At 67.3% G+C, this 14,919-nt stretch carries 6 protein-coding genes; 1 reads left to right on the top strand and 5 read right to left on the bottom strand.

Annotation, left to right across the window (positions count from 1 at the left end; translation table 11 throughout):
- Positions 1-420: 420 nt before the first annotated feature.
- Positions 421-948, bottom strand: a complete 528-nt coding sequence (locus tag RM479_RS00970) for an SMI1/KNR4 family protein (protein ID WP_311509764.1) — start codon at positions 946-948, stop codon at positions 421-423.
- A gap of 18 nt (positions 949-966) precedes the next feature.
- Positions 967-10,086 (bottom strand): DNRLRE domain-containing protein, encoded by a 9,120-nt coding sequence (locus RM479_RS00965; protein ID WP_311509763.1) that lies wholly within the window; start codon positions 10,084-10,086, stop codon positions 967-969.
- A 234-nt stretch (positions 10,087-10,320) separates the two neighbouring features.
- Between RM479_RS00965 and RM479_RS00960 the strand changes: the two genes are divergently transcribed.
- On the top strand, positions 10,321-11,877 hold the full coding sequence (locus RM479_RS00960; RefSeq protein ID WP_311509762.1) for an FG-GAP-like repeat-containing protein: 1,557 nt from the start codon (positions 10,321-10,323) through the stop codon (positions 11,875-11,877).
- Positions 11,878-12,018: 141 nt separating this feature from the next.
- Here RM479_RS00960 and RM479_RS00955 read toward each other — a convergent pair whose 3' ends face one another.
- From RM479_RS00955 to RM479_RS00945, 3 genes are read right to left on the bottom strand one after another with little or no spacing between them, the layout of a single operon-like run.
- The gene (locus RM479_RS00955) at positions 12,019-12,855 is read right to left on the bottom strand and encodes a phosphotransferase (protein WP_311509761.1); all 837 of its coding nucleotides are present in this window, start codon (positions 12,853-12,855) and stop codon (positions 12,019-12,021) included.
- Positions 12,830-13,738 carry an aldo/keto reductase gene (locus tag RM479_RS00950; RefSeq protein ID WP_311509760.1) on the bottom strand — a complete coding sequence of 303 codons (909 nt, stop codon included), beginning with the start codon at positions 13,736-13,738 and terminating at the stop codon, positions 12,830-12,832. Before RM479_RS00950 ends, RM479_RS00955 begins: the two co-directional genes overlap by 26 nt.
- The gene (locus RM479_RS00945) at positions 13,735-14,919 is read right to left on the bottom strand and encodes a cupin domain-containing protein (protein ID WP_311509759.1); all 1,185 of its coding nucleotides are present in this window, start codon (positions 14,917-14,919) and stop codon (positions 13,735-13,737) included. The genes RM479_RS00950 and RM479_RS00945 overlap by 4 nt, the downstream gene beginning before the upstream one ends.

Here is a 14,919-nt window from a genome sequence, read left to right as displayed (position 1 = left end):
GGGTAGGCCCCCAGGGGCTCGAACCCTGAACCCACGGATTAAAAGTCTGCTCCGGCCGAGCCGATACGCCCCACTATGACCCGATAACTTCCCCGCCGCCCCGCACCGCCAGCACCACGCGGGACCACCTGGCGCAACCGGAGACCACCCCGTCCCCAGCACCGGAGCAACCACCGAGCAACCACCCCACCTCGTAGGCCACGGATCAAATCCGTAGGAGCCAGGCCAGCGCCTCCGCCGCGTGCCCTTGTCCGCTCCGTTTCGGATGAGGCCACCACCCAGAAAATCGATCAGGAGGTCGCCGATTCCGTGTTCAGTGAACGTTCAGGTCAGCCCGGCCACGGGTGATCGGAACCGGCCGGCGGACACCGGTTCAGTGTGAGGCGCAAGCACTGCCACAGCGCAGGCTGGCATCCCCTTCTAGGCCTCGTACGGCGTGAAGAACGGAGGGTCCACCATGTCCGCCACAGTGAAGTCCTCAAAGGTGACATCGGTCAGGACACGGAAGAGACACTCCGAGGCTGACATCGGCAAGAGCTGCCAGTCACCGGCCTCCTCCCGCGCCACCACCGGCCAGTCCTCCGGCGGAGCCTTGGCATCAGCGGCCCAACAGAACTCCGCGGCCGTCACCGACATACCCCAACGGATCAGACCTTTCCCACCCGGACGGTAGACGCCATATGGGCCGAAGACATCCTCCGCAGCCGAATGCTCCTCCAGTACACGCCACAGCGCCGCCGACCGGTCCACCAACTGTGAATCAGTACCTCCCGGCGAACCGTACACATGCAGGTACCCGCTGAACTCCCCCACGCCGAAACACCGGCAGAGCTCCTTGTAGTCGGCAGGAAGCGGCGTACCCAGACGCTCCTCGATCACATCCCACGCGATGTCGATGTCCCTCGGCTCCCACTCGACGGCATCAACAATCCGACCAACCCACGACATAGCGCCTCCATTGTCTGATTACCACGGCAGGTTCTTAATCCGGGCCGCACCCACTCCCTGGACATTACCTGACCATCGAATATCCAAGGAAACGGGCACAGGATTGCTTCCCGTGTAGTTAGGTACAACCTGATAGTAGATCGTCTCACCACTCTTCACGCGAGCAGCGATCGAATTCTCGACTTTTTCCATGTCCGGCGTGTTCGCTTCAGCATAGAGGGGAACAAAATTGCGCAGATCATCTCCACTCCCACCAAGTTGCCGAGCAAGCAGGTGACCCCGGTGGAAACCACTGCTACCACGATAACCCCTCGGAATATGCTCCCAGTTAATCGGGAATTCTGCCGACGTACCGACAATCTCCGTGAAATCGGTATCAAACGCCCAGTTTCCCTTGTCATTCACGTAATTGAAATCACCACGGTTAAGGCAGGCGTAGACCCCCTGCGCGCGTCCATGCTCATCGAGGGGCATGTAGTGGACTGCCGATGCGCCTCTGGAGCAGTCCTGATGCCGTACGAGTGTGTCCTGACCAGAGGGCATTTCGAAGCGCGACGTTGGCGTCAAGTACAGCGACTCGCTGTAGTCGGCAGCGATGGAGGGCAGGCCAGGAACATAAGGCTCATTCGCCTCCAGTTCCTTCTGGGACAAGGTAAATGAGTCGTCGACGAACTGGTCGAGCTCGAAATCTGTTATTGCCTCAGTGACCGGACGGGCATGCTCGATAGCGAGAACGGCAGCGAGGATCACCTTCCACGGAGGCGGGGGCGGCGGAGCCGCAACACCAACACCACCGCCTCCGTCACCATCCCAGTAGTAACCGCCTCCCGAAGGATTCGGTATCCACGGAGGATTGGGCCCATAACACGAAACGCAAAAGTTTTCCCCATTCCCCGGAGGTTTCGGGTACACACCTCCAGGCCCCCAGCCCGGCGGCTGCCAAGGAGTCGAAGGAGGCGTATAGCAGGGGCCACCACATGTACCATCCGCCAGCACCCCCGGAGCCAGCCAAGCATCAAAGAAAACTCCTACAGGACTTCCCCACTTCGCGATTCTCCAGCCCCATTTTGCAGCCTTTAGGAGAGTCCCATACTTCAGAGGCCTGACGATTTTGTTAAATTCCCTCCTCTCGCTATCACTCAATGGCTTCATAGGACAGTGGGACTTCGGCGGACAAATAACTGCATGCCCGTTGGGATCGGCGAAGTTCAGCGGGGAGCCGTTGGCATAGGTGTACCGGTTGGCCTGCACCGACGGCACCGGGTTGAGGGTCCAGCTATCCCTGGAGGAGAACCCGCCCGTGGCCGGGTCGTACCAGCGGGCGTGCATGTTCACCCGCCCGGTCTCCGGATCGGTGTACTCGCCCTGGTAGCCGAGCGAACCGGTGGTCCCGTCCTCTTGGGCCACCTCGCCGAACGGTGCGTAGGTGCGCGACCCGGTGATGGCCCCCGTAGAGGGGTCCAGTCCCGCGATGACGTCGCCGTGCTGGTCCGCGATCGTGACCACCCCGGCGCCGTCACCAGAGCCGATCGACAGCGGCATTCCGGCCAGGTCCCGGGAGATGAGCTCGCCGCCCACCGAGACCGGGTCATTGGCCTGGTCCGCGTAGTCGATCCGCTCGCCGCCACGCTGGACGAGCCGGTTCAGCGCGTCGTAGAAGTAGGTGAGGTCCCCGTCGCTGATCATCCGGCCCCGGGCGTCGTGGGTGAAGGCCGTTGTGGTCCCGTCGGCGTCCGTGGTCTGGGCCAGGGTCCCGCGAGCGGTCCAGGTGTAGTCGGTTCCGGCTCCGTTGATCAGGCGGTTGCGCTCGTCGTAGACGGCGCTGTCCTCACCGGCGGAGGTACGGTTGCCCGCAGCGTCCCACGTGTAGTCGGTGACCGTGTCGTCGGGCGCGGTCCAGCTGGTCAGGCGCCCGGCATGGTCGTAGGTGTAGGTGTGCTCGCCCTCCCCGGCGATACCGGCGGTAGTCCTGCCCGTGACCTGTCCGGCCTTGTCGTAGGCGTAGGCGGTGGACAGGGTCGGCACCGGCCCCAGGGTGAGGGTGGTGTCGGTGAGCAGGCGCCCCTGGGCGTCATAGGTGAACGAGCGCTGCGGGGACGGGTCGGCTCCATAGGTGATGGTGCCCAGGCGTCCCACACTGTCGTAGGCGTAGCGATGCTGCACCCCGGTGAGCGGGTCACCGACAGCGCTCACACGCCCCGCACTGTCATAGGCGAAGGTGGTGGTTCCAGCCGCGTCGGTGCGCTGGGTCATCCGCCCTTCGAGGTCGTAGGAGAAGGACGCCTCCCCCGGACCGCCGGCGGCGGTGAGCAGGTTGCCCCGGTCGTCGTAGGTGTAGGTGGCCGTCCCCGCGCGCGTCGGGCGACCGACCAGGTCGTAGGCGAAGGTGTCGATCTTGGTCTCGGCCTCCGCACCACTGCCGCTGACCTGGGTGATACGGCCCAGGGCGTCGAAGGCACGCTGCTGGACGACACCTCCGGGTTGGCGTTCCTCCACCGGGTTGCCCGCGACGTCGTAGACAGTCGTCCAGGTGCGGTCGTCCAGGTCGGGATGGGTGTCGGTGGCCGGTTCGATCACCGATTCCAGGAGCCCGTGGGTGGTGAAGGTGTACCAGGTGGTGTTGCCGCGTCCGTCGGTGAGGCGGGTGCGGTTGCCCGCGGCGTCGTAGCCGAACGTGGTGGTGATGGAGGTGGCGTCGTCGACGGGCTCGGTGAGGGTAGTCAGTCTTCCGAGCGGGTCGTATTCCTGGGTGGTGGTGTGGCCCAGGGGGTCGGTGGTGGCGACGGGGTTGGAGTCGGCGTCGTAACGAGTGCTGGTGGTGGCCAGGGTGGTGCCGGAGGCGTCCTCGGCCGTGGTGGCGGTGGCACGTCCCGCCCCGTCGTAGGTGGTGCGCAGCGTGGTGCCGTCGGGGTGGGTGACCGCGGCGGTCAGGCCGGTGGGTCCGTAGGTGTAGGAGGTGGTCAGCCCGGCGGGGTCGGTCTCCGTGACCGGTTGTGCCGCGGCGTTGAAGGTGGCGGTGGCGACCGTGCCGGAGGGGGTGGTGGTCGAGGTGAGGTTGCCCGCGTCGTCGTAGGCGAGGCTCGTGGTGTGGGCGCCGGGGGCGGAGTGTCGCTCGATCTGCGTCAGGGTGATCTGGCGGCCCAGGTCGTCGTAGGTGGCCTCGGTGCGGGCGCCGGTCGGGTCGGTGACGGAGAGCTGCTCGCCCAGCAGGTCGTGGGTGTAGGTGGTGACCGGGGCGTCTTCGCCCTGGCGGGGTGCGGGTTCGGTGACGGTGGCGATGTTGCCGAGCTGGTCGTAGGTGTAGGTGGTGACGCCGCCGGCCGGGTCCGTCTCGGAGGCGATGTGCCCGGCGGTGTTGTAGGTGGTGGTGAGGGTCGGGGTCAGGGCGGTGGAGGAGCCGGGCGGGGTGTAGTCCGCGAGCGTGACCGACACGGGGCGCCCCGCACCGTCGTAGGAGGTGCGGGTGATCTGTCCCTGGGCGTCCTTCTCGTGGGTGGCCTCACCGAAGGCGTTGTAGCCCACGAGGGTGGTGGGGCGGCCGGTGACGGCTTCGGCGGACCATTCCTCGATGGTCACCGAGGGGCTCTGGGTGGCGACCGGTCGGCCGAGGGCGTCGTAGGTGTGGTGGACGGTTTCACCGCCGGGGGTGGTCTCGGTCAGTGCCAGGCCCCGCTGGTCCAGGGTTCGGGTGAGGGTGAGGTCCTGGTCGCCGTTCTCGATGGTGTGGCTGGTCCAGGCTCCGGTGATGTCCCGTTCGTAGGTGGAGGTCTCGGTGCGTGCGCCACCGGCGCCGCTGCGGGTCTCGGTGAGGACCTCTCCCCCGGCGTCGTAGGTGTAGGCGGTGCGGCGGGCGAGCCCGTCGGGGTCCAGGACCAGGGCGGTGATGCGGTTGGCGGCGTCGACCGTGTAGGTGGTGGTTAAGGTTCCGTTACCGGCGGTCTCCCGGGTCAGGTTGCCTGCGGCGTCGTAGGTGCGGTCGGCCAGGACGATGTCGCGGGTGGTGCCGTCCTCCTCGCGGAACCCGACGCGGATCTCCTGTGCGGGGAGGCCGTCGTCGTAGTAGGTGTAGCGGGTGGTGCGGCCCATCGCGTCGGTGTGCTCGGCCGTGCGGCCCACGGGGTCGTAGGCGTAGGAGTCCAGGACGACGTCGGTGGCGGGCTGGGGGTCGGCGGGGTGCCCGGTGTAGCCGGTGAGGACGACTTCGGCCAGGTCGCCGGTGGGGGTGTGCTCGTAGCGGAAGGTGTCTCCGCCGGGCATGGTGCGGGTGTGCTGGTTTCCGTAGGTGTCGTAGGTGTAGGTCTCCGTCCGGTTCTCGGGGTCGGTGACCGAGGCCAGGCGGCCGTGGTCGTCGTAGGTGCGGGTGGTGGTGCGCACCTGGTCGGTGTCGCCCAGGTCGGTGACGGTCTCGGTGAGGGGCAAGCCGTCGGGGTCGTAGGTGTAGGAGACCGAGGCCTGGTGGGAGGTTTCGGTGACGGCGTTGACGGTGGCCGGACCGGTTTCGGTGGTCACCCGGGAATCGCCGTCGTAGGTGCGGGTGGTGGTGATGCCGTCGGGGTGGTCGTCGGTGATGACGGTGGCGGAGACTTCCCGGCCCAGGGTGTCGTAGGTGTACTCGGTGATCAGGCCGTTGGGTGCGGTCACCCGGGCCAGGTCGCCGGTGGCGTAGTACTCCCGTGAGGTGACGGCGCCGCGGGGGTCGATGGAGGTGAGCAGCAGACCGGCGGGCACGGTGCCACCACCGACGGCGGTCTCGGTGCCGTCGGTGAAGGTCTGGGAGGTCTCCCGGCCCTGGGGGAAGTCCGGTGTGGCCGGGGTCGTGGTGGCGATGCGGTCGCCGAAGGCGTTGTAGGTGTGGAACGTCGCGTAGGTGTCGTCGTCGGCTCCGGTGGAGCGGGCGTCGCGTTCGACGGTCAGCTGGTCGTTGCGCGGGTCCAGCGGGTCGTCGGCGTTGAGGTGGAACCCGTAGTAGGACGTGGAGCAGGAGCCCGGGTCGGAGGCGTCGCGGCAGGTGGTCTGGGAAATCTTGTTGCCGCGTTCGTCGTGCCCGGCCCGGGTGACGGTGCCGTCCGGTGCCGTAGTGGCGGCGAGAAACCCGCCGGTGTCGTAGGCGAAGGCGGCGGTGTTGCCGGACACGTCGGTCTGGGAGATCAGGCGGTGCCCGTTGAGGGGATCGTAGGTGTAGCTGGAAGTCCGGTCGTCGGGGTCGGTGACCTTGACGGTGACGGTGCGCTTCGTCTCGGGTACTTCCTCATCGTCGCCGGGCGGGGTTCCGTTCGCACCGGTGAGGGTGTGGTCGGAGATGCGGTAGGTGGCGCCGTTGGCGTCGGTGTAGGAGCGGACGCGGTCGTGGGCGGTGTCGTGCTCGATGGTGGTGTGCACGCGGCCGCTGGGCAGGGTGGCCTGGGTCAGCTTCTGGGAGAGGGTGCCCGCGGCGTGGTGTTCGGCCACGGTCTGGGCGCCCAGGGGACGGTTGTACACGGCGATTTCGTCGAGGTCGCCGGTGAAGTGGGAGATGTCGCCTTCGCTGCCCGGCCAGTTGGACCAGGAACCGGCGCCGGCGTAGACGTAGCGCTGGTCGTCCTGGGTGATGGCACCGGTGAGGCCGCCGACCTTGGCGCCGTCCAGGTACAGGGACTGTCGGTCACCTGCCGCGGTGAGGGCGACGTGGTGCCAGGCGCCGTCGTTGACGGCCTGGTCGGTGGTGATCGGTGCGACCGTACCGTTCCAGAACTGGCCGCGGAGCCTGCCGTCGGTGCCGACGTACAGGGCGGGTGTGGCGGTGCCGGTGATGGCCTCGTCCAGTGCCTGCTGCTGGTAACTGAACAGCACGCCGTGGGCGTCGGTGCGGAACCACATCTCAACGGTCAGGTAGGGGGTCTGTCCCACCAGCCAGTCGGACAGGCGCAGATGCGAGGAGGTGCCGTTGAAGGTCGCGGCACTCTCCGAGCTGCCCTGCAGGGCGCCGCCGGTCCCGAGCTGGACATCGTGGTAGACGCCGGTGTGGCGGTCGTGGTCCAGCAGCAGGTCGTTGTCGGCCTCGGTGGAGCCTTCGGCTTCGCCCAAGCGCCAGTAGGCGACCGGGCCCGCGTCACGCACGACCGTCAGGTAGTGCGATCCGTCGGTGTAGCTGTAGCGCGTGCAGGAGCCTTCGGTGTCCTCAGGGCCGCAGACCTGGACGAGCCGCTCACCCTCGTAGGTATAGGTCCACGTCAAAGGTGCGGTGTCGGTCTGGGGCGGGTCGGTACTGACGCTGGCGACCCGGCCGTTCTCCCAGGTGAAGTGGAGCGTGCGTCCGCCGGGGTTGGTGACGCTGGCCAGGGTCCCGTCGGAGGCGTAGTCCAGGTGCTGGGTGCGGTCGCGGAAGTCGGTGATCTCCACGACCTGGCCGGAGGCGTCGAAGACGTACCCGGTCTGGTTCTTGTCGGTCAGGCGCCAGCCGCCCCCGTCGGTGGAGGTGAGGGTGGCGAAGCTCCCGAAGGGGGGTGCGTAGGTGCCGTCGGGGTTCTGGCCGAAGCGGACCTGCTGGCCGTGGGGGTAGGTGACCACGACGTTGCCGGTGCCGTCATCATCGGGGCTGACACGCATGTCGAAGCGAGTACTCCACCCGGCGCCGAAGACGTTGTCGGTGCGCGGGTCACGGCTGTTGTAAGTGCGCTGGATGCCGAGTGCGGGTCCGACCGCTGCGACCTCGGCGTCGGTGTCGGTGAGGGTGTGGTTGCCGATCAGCGGGTCGACGTCGCGTCCGGCGCCGCTGAGCCCGACACCGCCCAGGTGGGAGGTGATGGCGGGCTGCTCCACTGCGGTGACGAAGGGGTAGTAGGGGCTGGTCGGGCTGGTGGTGCTGCCCTCGCGGGTGCGGACGCGCCAGAGGAACTGTTCACCCCAGGCCAGGGTGCCCTCAGGGACCAGCCAGGTGCGGTCGTCCTGCCAGGTGGAGTCGACGCACTCGCCCGGCTCACCGTCGTTGTCGGTGCAGACCTCGAACCAGTACTCCACCTTGGCGTCGGTCGGCCAGTTGTCGATGCTCTCGCCCTCGGCGAACAGGGTGGGGGTGAGGCTGCCGACCTGTGCCCCGGGTCGGGGGTAGATGTCGTTGATGCGCGGCCCCACGTCCTGGGATTTGACGGTGACCGTGGTCACGGGGACCGATTCGCTGGAGAGCCAGCGCTGGTCCTGGAGCCTTTGCATGTCGAAGTTGAGGAGGTATTCGCCCGGGGGCAGCGGGGGGATGCGGGCGTCGAGGGTGGCCGAGTCGTTGGGGGTGAGGCGCTCGGTGAGGCGGGTGAACGCCACCGCGTCCAGGAGCTCGCCAGTGGCTTTGTCCCGAACCCGGGTGCCCAGGCGGAACTCGTTCCAGCCCTGGGGTTCCCAGTCCTGGCTGCCGAGATTGGTGACGGTGACAGTGACCTCGCCGCCCTGACCGCCGGTGACCGGCTCGGTTAGCGAGCCGACGTCGTAGGAGGCGCCCCACTCGCTGTGGGTGATGGCGAGGTAGGGCTGGTTGGCGGACTGGCGGCTGCCGAAGCGCTTCCAGGCGTTGGTGTTGTCGAAGTCGGCCCACAGGGACAGGCCGTGGTTGGTGACCGACCCTTCGACCCAGTCCTGGACCAGGTCCACGCCCTTCTTGCCGAGGTCGACGGTCTCCCACTTGGCACCGCTGCAGCTCTCACCGTGGGAGAAGGAGTCGGTGGCCACCGCGGTGCTGGAGCTGGATGGGCGATTGTTCCAGGTGACGGTGGTCGCCGACCAGGACTCGGTGATCTGGTGGACCCGCATCTGGCGGGGCGAGCAGTTCGCGGACCAGTGGTTGAACAGGACCAGGTCGGCGTTGAGGATGTAGCGGTTCTTCAGCTCGCTGTTGACGTCACCGAAGCGCAGGTAGCTGATCGCCCGGGTGCTGCCGTTGTAGCTGCCGATCTTGAGTTCGTCGTCACTGCCGTAGTTGGTGGTGGGCCAGTCGTTCTGGACGAAGGAATCACCGTTGGTGTCGATGTCGGCGACGCTGGGGTCCACCTGAACGGGGTAAACGCGGTCGGGGTCGTCCAGCCACGCGTCGTCGAGCACCACGACCAGGGACCAGTCGCCGTCCGTCTCCTCCACCCGGTAGCTCACGGCACCGGACAGGGCGGGGCCACCGGTCTCCTCGTCGAAGGAGGAGTCCTCCATCCACCCGGTGGGGATCACGGCCTGGGCTTGGCCGTCGGCGTCGGAGAAGAGCACGGCGCCCTGGTCGTCCAGTTCCGGTGTCAGGCCGTTGAGTTCGAGTGGGAAGGTCCACTCACGGGGCGCATCCGCAGAGTTGAGGATGATGGTCTCTTTGACCATGCCGGGGGCGGCCTGCAGCTCTAGGTCCGCATCGGGGCGCACGTCCTCGTACAGGACGGTGTCGTCCTGAGTCCGGCCGGTGACGGGAGCCGCTTCCTCCAGGCCGAAGGCGACGCTGTGCTCGCCGTTCTCGGTGACGCCGAGCGTGACCAGCTCCGGGGAGTCCCCGTCGGTGGAGACGGTGAGGTCGGTCTCCTCCACGGCCATGCCGAGGAGGTCCTCGTCGCCCTCTGTTGCTGGGGCGCTGGCGGCCGGGGCCTTGGGGACCAGGGTCGTGTCGATCTCCTGCCAGGCGCCGTTCTCGTCCCGGGCGTGGACCGGATCGGTGTAGAGGAGTGTGGTGGTGGTGCCGTCGGTGTTCTCGAACTCCTTGGTCCACCGCGTGCGCTCGTCGACCAGCTCCTGACTTTGCTCCGGGTCAAATCCCTCACCGGCAGGCGTGGACTCGACGATGTCCTCGGTCTGGTCGGTGAGTTCCTGGGGATCGATGTCCGGGGTCACCGGGGTGAAGGGGGCGGCTCCGCCAGCCAGAGGTAGGGCGTCGTTGTCGGTTTCGAGGTCGGCGGCGTCGAGGTCGTTGCCGCCCGTGGCATCGGTGTGTTCGGCCGGAACCTCGTGGTCGCGGCCGGAGGCGTCGCCGCCGAGCTGTTCGGGCCCCGAAGGAGTCTGTGCGGGCACCAGTGCACCAGAGACGCCCTGCCCCCAGGCCGGTTGCGCCAGGACACCGGCCACCAGGGAAAGAGCGACGGCACCGGCCAGGGTCGAGGACCAGATCCGACGGCTCAGGGTTCCGCCATGGTGCGACGCGTGCACGACGCTCCTTCACTTGCGATGCGACAGCAACAGGCCGACCGGGGCAAGGAGAACGACACGGTCGGCCCTACTAGAACCCGGACATATTAGGGTCAAACACGTAAAACCACCACAACTTTTGAATAACGTATCGAACATTTGCATAGTTATGAAAACATGACAAAATGAGAGCCTTTTGTGAGGTTCAGGGTGGTTAGGGTTCCGCCGTCCCAATGTTGACGTCGAAGGTGCCTGATGAAGCAGAAGCGTTCCCAGCTGTCCACTTCACAGAAGTGGCTCGCGGCCGCAACCGGCGTGGCGGTCATCGGGGGGATGGGCACCTACGCTTTCGTCGCCAGCTTCACCGACCCCCGAGCCACCCCCTACGACTTCAATGGGGACGGCTACCCCGACCTGGCCGTGGGGCTACCGGGGGACACCCTCAACGGTCATGCCAACGCCGGTTCCGTCGCCATCGCCAGCGGAAGCATCACCGGTGATTTCGGCTCCGGCTACCTGATCCACCAGGACTCGGCCGACGTCGCCGGAGCACCGGAGAAGAACGATAGCTTCGGCCAGAGCATGGCCAGCGGCGACTTCGACGCCGACGGATACGCCGACTTGGCGGTGGGCATCCCCTTCGAGGCCATCGGCGATGTGGAGGGCGCCGGATACGTCACCATCCAGTACGGCAGTGGATCCGGGCTCATCAACGCCCGCAGCCAGTCGATCCACGAGGACAGCGCCGGTATCCCCGGTAGCGTGGTCAAAGACGAGATCTTCGGGTACTCCCTAGCCGCTGGAGACCTCAACAACGATGGATATGACGACCTCATCATCGGCCAACCCCTCGATAGCGCCAACGGCAGACCGAATGCAGGGACCATCCGCATCATCTTCGGGTCCGATTCAGGGCTCGTCATGAACTCGACGATTTCCATCGACCAGTCCACCGCCAACGTCCCAGGAGCTCCGGAATCCGGTGACCGCTTCGGTGAACAAGTCGCCGTCGGTGACGTCAACGGTGATGGGAAGGCCGATCTGGTCGTCTCCACCCTCGGCGAGCAGATCGCTGGGAGCTCGGACCGTGGATCCGTCCATGTCCTCTACGGCCCCTTCACTACGGGACCAACAGGTGGGGACTCCATCAACTCAGCCGATGTCGACGGCATCGGTGAGTTCTCCGGAAGCGCCCTGGCCCTGGGTAACTTCAACGATGATCCCTACCTCGACATCGCTGTTGGAGTATCCGACCAGAAAGTCGGCGAAGACGGCGCAGCAGGTAGCCTCGCCATCTTCTACGCCGGAGCCGACGGCCTTTCTCACCGCAATGTCGAAGTCATCAATCAGGCCACCCCCGGGATCGGCGGTACCCCCGAACCGGAGGACTACTTCGCCTCCGACCTGGCAGCAGGGGACATCGACGGTGACGGCATTGACGACCTGGTCGTGGGCATGCGCAGCGAAGCGATCGGCAGTGCCACCGGTTCCGGGGCCGCCATGATCCTGTTCGGCAACGCCGACGGCGGCATCTCTCCGGCGGATTCTGTGTGGATCGACCAGGACGTCGAAGGGGTGCCCGGAATCGTTGCCAAGCACGACCACTTCGGCTGGACTGTCGGAATCATCGACATGGACGACGACGGACACGCAGAACCCCTCATCGGCGCCCCGGGCAACGCAGCCGGGACGGTCACCGTCCTCGAAATGGAACGTGGCACCCTAGTCTCCGCTCGGGCCTACTCCCAGGCTGACCTCGACCTCGGTAACGGGGTCAAAGGGGATGCCTTCGGTATTGCCCTTCCCAAGTAAGGTACTCACGGCCGCACATCTGACCTTTGTCCTTCGCGACCCCGAGCACCAAAACGGTCTGCCTGGTGTGTATTAAGTGCCGTAGTGTCGGACTTTCTGGATTCACGGTCATGCTCATGGGCCATCGTCTACTACCTGCGGTCAGGGGACGAGAAGCTTTTCCGCCAAGAGTTTGATGTGAGGTTGAAGACGGGCGTGGACGCGGTCGCGGTCGGCGGCTTGGATGATCTCGGCGCAGATCACCCACTGCGCGAGACGCCCGCCCGGGGTGTCGAGCACGTCGGCGAACACCTCTCGCACCCGTGCTGCGGTTGCGGGTTCGTTGAGGGCATAGGCGTGCAGGACCGCGGCGTCGTACCCGGCCGGGGCGCTGCCCCAGCCTTCCCAGTCGATGATCTGGAGTGGATCGGTGGTGAGGTTGGCCCAGTGCAGGTCTCCGTGGGAGGTCTCCCACCGCTCCACGGTCAGGTCCCGGCCATGGAGAGCGGGGATGAAGCGGGGAATGCGGTTGATGTAGTCCTGCGTCATCACCTGTCGCCCTATCGGAGCTGGTATCCGGTGCAGGTGATCCAAGGCAGTGAGCAGGTCGTTCCACCACTGGTCGGTGACCAAGATCGGGATGTCCAGGTTCGGGGTCGGTGAAAGGGCTTCTCCGTAGAGACGTTCCCAAAGGTGGGCCTGGAACACCAGGCCGTTCTCGTCGCTCCAAGAGAGGTCGCCGAGCAGGGCGGGCCGGGGGACCTCCTCCGGCAGGAGGACGTCGGCCAGATTCGCGCCCTCCCAGATCTTGCCGCCCGCTCGGGGCGCGGCCATGACCCGCAACCACCCCTGAATGCCTTGGACCATGACCGGGCCGCCGAGGGTTCTGCCGCCCATCCCCGCCCGCAGTCGCCCTCCAGAGTCGGGGGTGGCGGTGAGTTCGCGGGCGGCCCGGTGCCAGGGCCCGGTCAGGTCAGGGAACGGGTTGGAGGAGGCCACAGATGTCCTTGAGTCGAAGCGGCGACAGACGTTGGCCGGTGACCGTCTCGGCGGCCTGGCGCCAGTGGTTCGTGTTGGTGGTGCTGAGCAGGACCCCTGTGAGCCCGGGGGTGGAGGCCGCGACCAGCAACGCCGCTCGCGCCGGGTCGGTGCCGGTGGCGATGTAGTCGGCCAGCGGGTCGTTGATGCGGGCGGGCAGGTCTCCGCCGTGCAGCGGCGCCGATCCCCACACCTCCCATCCTGCACCGCGAGCGGCCGGGATCGGGCCTTTTCCGGCGAGGGCTTGGCGGATCGGATCGATCTCCACCATGGACACCGGCAACTGCACCGCTGCCAGCCCAGTGCAGGGATCTCCTGCCGCTTCCTCCGCGAGGCGGGCCAGTTCGGGGACGGTGAACGCGCCGTCCCGGAACCCCGACCAGGTGGCGACCCCGTACCCGAGCAGCATCCCCTCGGCACGGGCTTCCTCCAAAGGGGTGAACGCTTCCCGAATCCGGGCGTGCAATCCCTGCCGGTCGCCGTTGTGGTGGTCGGGGTTGTGCAGGTACACCAGGTCCAGCACGGGGCGCCGGAGTTCGGCTCGGCTCATGCCCACCTGGTGGCGCACATAGGCCGGGGCGATGCTGTGCCGGGTAGCGGCCTCGGCCTCGGTGAGCACCCCACCCGTCAGGGCGGCGCGGGCCTGGCCGGTGGTCATGTGCCCGATCTTGGTCGCGATCCGCACCCTGGGGTGTTCTTTGAGAACCGGGGCCAGGGCCGCCTGGTGGGTGCCCTTGCCGTAGGCGGGGGCGGTGTCGATGAGGGGGCATCCGGCCGCAGCCGCGATGGTCGCCGAGGTGACCACGTCGCGGCTGCGGTAGGTGCCCAGGCCCAGCAGGGTCATCCCGCCTCGCCCTCCCACACCAGGGCCCCGTCCTCCAGCAGTCTGCGCAGCAGGTCGACCAGGGCATCCCGCGGGACGGCGGGGAGGAGCTGGGCCAGTTCCTTGACCGTGGCGGTGCCGGTGTCGGCCAGGTAGGAGAACACCGGGGTGGCTGCGGGGGCGATGCGCCAGCGGCGCCCCTGCGCGGCGTAGACGGCCTCGCCCCGGCCGGTGGTGAGGGTTCCCCGCAAGGTGGCCAGACGCAGCAAAGAGGTGTCGGTGAGGTGCCCTGTCACGGCCACGGGGAGGCTGAATTCCATCCGGGCCGTGGCGGTCTCGTTGCCGCTCCGCCAGTACTCGCCCACCACGGCCGGGTCCTGGAGGCGGGCGGTGAGCAGTTCGCTCATCCGGTAGGACCAGTGCGTGAACGCGGCCGGGTCCCGCGGGACGTCGGTACGGACCTGTTCGTGTTCGACCATGCGGGCGGTGAGCCAGGTCAGGAAGTCGGCCCCGGTGGTGGTGTTCAGCCCGCAGGTCAGGTGCAGGCTGGGTTCGCCCTCGGAGGCGGCGACCGCGTGCCAGCATCCGCGGGGGACGTGGAGGATGTCGCCGGGTTCCATGACGAACTCATCGATCGGGTCGGTGGGCGGGTCCTCGTCGAACTCGACGTCGTGGTGCAGGGGTGCGGTGCGGGTGGTGCCGTAGATGCGCCACCGCTTGCGGCCCAAGACCTGGAGCACGATGACGTCGTGGTCGTCCCAGTGGACGCCGAACCCCTCCTTGGGGGTCCAGCTGGCGTAGGCGTTGGTCTGGATGCCGGTGCCCAGCCAGGCCTCCATACCGGCGACGAGGTCGCCGATGGGCGGGTGCATCTCGTCGATGGCGTCCACCACCAGGGTGGCGCCCTCGCGGAGGTGGCGGTGGAGCAGGTGGGGGACGGGGGCGTTCCAGTCGGGCATGCGCCGGTACCGGCGCCGCCGGGTGTAGCGGCCGACCTCGATGGTCTCTCCGGCCGAGAGCCTCACGCGGGGGGTGTCGATGCGGTGGGTGGCCAGGAGCCGGTTCAGGTCCTGCCAGGTGAGCAGGTCGGCGAAAATATCCGGGTTGCCTGCGGGGGCGGGGTAGCGCTGGTGGTGGCGGCCGAGGACCTGGGCGGGGAAGGTGTCCCCGCCCAGGCGGCCGCTGATCAGATCAGCGGACAA

The sequence above is a fragment of the Nocardiopsis lambiniae genome, from assembly GCF_031845465.1.
GTDB classification, from domain to species: domain Bacteria; phylum Actinomycetota; class Actinomycetes; order Streptosporangiales; family Streptosporangiaceae; genus Nocardiopsis; species Nocardiopsis lambiniae.
Note: the sequence above shows the minus strand (reverse complement) of the source record. Positions and strands in the feature narration are given on the sequence as shown.